Origin of the sequence: Mycobacterium sp., from assembly GCF_032162105.1 — a bacterium.
Taxonomy (GTDB): Bacteria; Actinomycetota; Actinomycetes; order Mycobacteriales; family Mycobacteriaceae; genus Mycobacterium.
Map to the genome: position 1 here is coordinate 1 of NZ_JAVRPS010000731.1, position 2,890 is coordinate 2,890.

Annotated in this window: 3 protein-coding genes; 2 read left to right on the forward strand and 1 reads right to left on the reverse strand. The window is 67.0% G+C overall.

What is annotated here, in order from left to right:
• Positions 1 to 635: FAD-binding oxidoreductase (locus tag QOC69_RS36830; RefSeq protein WP_526447912.1), on the forward strand; the 635-nt coding region annotated here is incomplete at its 5' end.
• Between the two features lie 18 nt (positions 636 to 653).
• A complete protein-coding gene (locus QOC69_RS36835) occupies positions 654 to 1,556 on the forward strand; it encodes an aldose 1-epimerase (RefSeq protein WP_526447914.1) in 903 nt (300 codons plus the stop codon).
• Positions 1,557 to 1,580: 24 nt separating this feature from the next.
• On the opposite strand, the gene QOC69_RS36840 is transcribed toward QOC69_RS36835, so the two are convergent.
• Positions 1,581 to 2,816: a mannosyltransferase gene (locus tag QOC69_RS36840; protein ID WP_526447916.1), complete on the reverse strand. Its 1,236-nt coding sequence runs from the start codon at positions 2,814 to 2,816 to the stop codon at positions 1,581 to 1,583.
• Positions 2,817 to 2,890: the final 74 nt, after the last annotated feature.

The window sequence follows — 2,890 nt, forward strand, 5'->3', positions numbered from 1 at the left end:
ACGTCACCGTCGAGATTCCCCAGTGGCCACGACGGTGGCGCCATCTCAGCCCGTCGATACCCGCCGACCGCGACGGCGCCATCGAGTTTCACATCCGATCGGTCAGGGGCGGCATGGTCAGCACCGCTATCATCGGCGAGACCAAACCCGGCGGTCACTGGCGGCTGTCCAACCCACACGGCGCCCTGCAGGTCGACAGGGACGGCGGCGACGTGCTGATGGTCGCGGGCAGCACCGGCCTGACGCCGCTGCGCACGCTGATCATGGAACTCACCCGGTTCGGGGACAACCCGCGGGTACACCTCTTCTTCGGCGGCCGGTACCCGTGCGACCTGTACGACCTGCCGACACTGTGGCAGATCGCGTCGACCAACCCGTGGCTGTCGGTGACGCCGGTGACGGAGTACTCCACCAATCCGCCGTGGGCCTCCGAGTACCCCGACGCCGAGCCGCCCCGCGGCCTGCACGTACGCCAAACGGGGCTGTTGCCGGACGTGGTGACCCGGTACGGCAGCTGGGGAGACCGGCAGATCCTGGTCTGCGGCGGCCCGCACATGGTCGAGGCCACCAAGGCCGCGTTGATCGCCAAGGGCGCGCAACCGCAACGCATACAGCACGATCCACTGGCCAGCTGACCGTGCAAGAATCCAACGATGCCTGAGTTCGAAGCCGTCATGCTCAAAGACCCGTCGTCCTCGCTGACCGCAACCTTCGTACCCGTAGCGGGCATGATCGGCACCTCACTCGCCGACGGCGACGACGAATTCCTTGGCCAGCGCCGCGGCCTGAACGCCTACGTGACGTCCGGCAAGACGATGGGCATCCCGATCCTCTATCCGTGGGCAAATCGGTTGAGCGCCAGCAAGTATGGCATCAACGGAGCCGTCGTCACCTTGACGCCGGGCACCGGCGGGGTGCGAACCGACGAGCACGGTGTGCCGATCCACGGGGTACTGGCCGCCTACCCCGGCTGGCTGGTCACCGCCCGGTCGGACAACCGGTTGACGGCCGTCCTCGACTATGGCGGCAAACCGCGGCTGCTGGCGTCGTTCCCGTTCCCGCACGTGCTCACCCAGGACATCACGCTCGCCGACCGCACGCTGACCATCGAGACGACGGTGATGCCGACCACCGCGGCGTCGGTGCCGCTGTGTTTCGGCTATCACCCGTATTTCACGATCCCCGGTGTGCCGCGCGAAGACTGGCAGATCACCAGACCGGACATGCGTCACCTGCCGGTGGACAACTGGGGCATCCCGACCGGCGAGCACGAGGACTGGGACGGCGCCACCGAATCACTGAAGTCAGTCGTGTACGACGACGGCTTCGACAACGTGCGCGACGGCTCGGTGTTCACGCTGACCGGCGGCGACCGGCGCATCGAGGTGAAGTTCGAGAAGGGCTACCACGCCGCGCAACTCTTCGCGCCGCCCACCGATGCGCTCGTAGCGATCGAACCGATGGCCGCCCCCACCGATGCGCTACGCCGGGGAAACTACCGCTTCGCGGTCGCGGGCAAGCCGGAGACGGTGCGCTTCTCGATCAAGGTCAGCTGAGCTGGGGACAGGTGCGGATCCACACTACGATGGGCGGACCATCGCCCGAACAGAAGGTGTCGCGGCGGCGATTTTGCGGCCGGTCACCACGATCCACGCGAAAGTGGCCAGCGCCGCAACGACGTACACCAGCCCGGCCCACGCCAGATACCACGGCCGGCTGAACTGCCAGACGCTCGGCTCGGCGAGGGCGAGCATGCTGGGGAAACTCAAGAACGTCACCGCCAACCACACCCAACCAAGCACCCGGGCACCCGGCTTGTCCCGCCAGCGACCGCGGAACAGCCAGATGATCAGCGGCACGACCCACACCCAGTGGTGAACCCACGAAATCGGTGACACCAGCAAGCCGAACAGTTGGACGACGAGCACCGAGCCCAACCGGTCGCGATTCTGCGCGCCGACACCCAGCGCGCGCCACGCCAATAGCGCCAACGCCACCGTCCCGGCGACCGCCGCGAGCACCAGTGCGCCGTGACCGGCGTCGTGGCCCAGGATCCTGGAGATCCCGCCCCGCCAGGATTGATTGATCGCAGTACCCACCGGGACCGCGAAACGGTTGATCAGACCAGTGAAGTAGAAGTGCGTTTCACCCGGAACGACGAGCGCTGACAGAGCCACCGTGGCAGAGAAGACCACAGCCGAGGTCACAGCCGCCGCCCAGCGGCGCATTCCGACGAAGTAGAGGCCGGTGATCGCGGGCGTCAGCTTCACCCCCGCGGCCAGCCCGACCAGCAGGCCCGACACCCACCACCGCCTGCTGTATACCGCGTACAGCACGGCGAGGGTCAGGAAGACGCCCAGCTGGCCCAAGTTCAAGCAGACGCGCACCGGTTCGAGCCAGATCAGGCCCGCGGTCCACAGCATGGCCTCTCGGTGGCTGCCACCACCCACCAGAAGCTGAGTAATCCGTACGATCCCGTACGTGGCCGCCAGAATTCCCAACTGCCACAGCAGCCCTGCCACCCCGAACGGCAGAAAATTCAGTGGGTAGAACATCATCGCCGCAAAGGGTGGATAGATGAACGGCAGCGGCTCGGTCGGCGACTGACCCACCATCGGCGACTGATCGGAGTAGACGAACGAATACAACGTCTCCGGCCGATCCAGCGCGGCACCGCCGAGCACGTACACGTGGAAGTCGACGAGATTAGGCGGACTGGGGATGGTCACGCCGAGCAGCACCGCTGCGCTGGCGACCAGCAGTAGCGGGGGGGCCAGCAGCCGACGGCGGTCGGTCCGCACGCCCGCCTCAGGCACGGCGCCCGGTTGCGATGATCCAGACCAGGGTCGCCAGGGCCGCAACGATGTAGACCGTCTCGCCCCACGCCAGA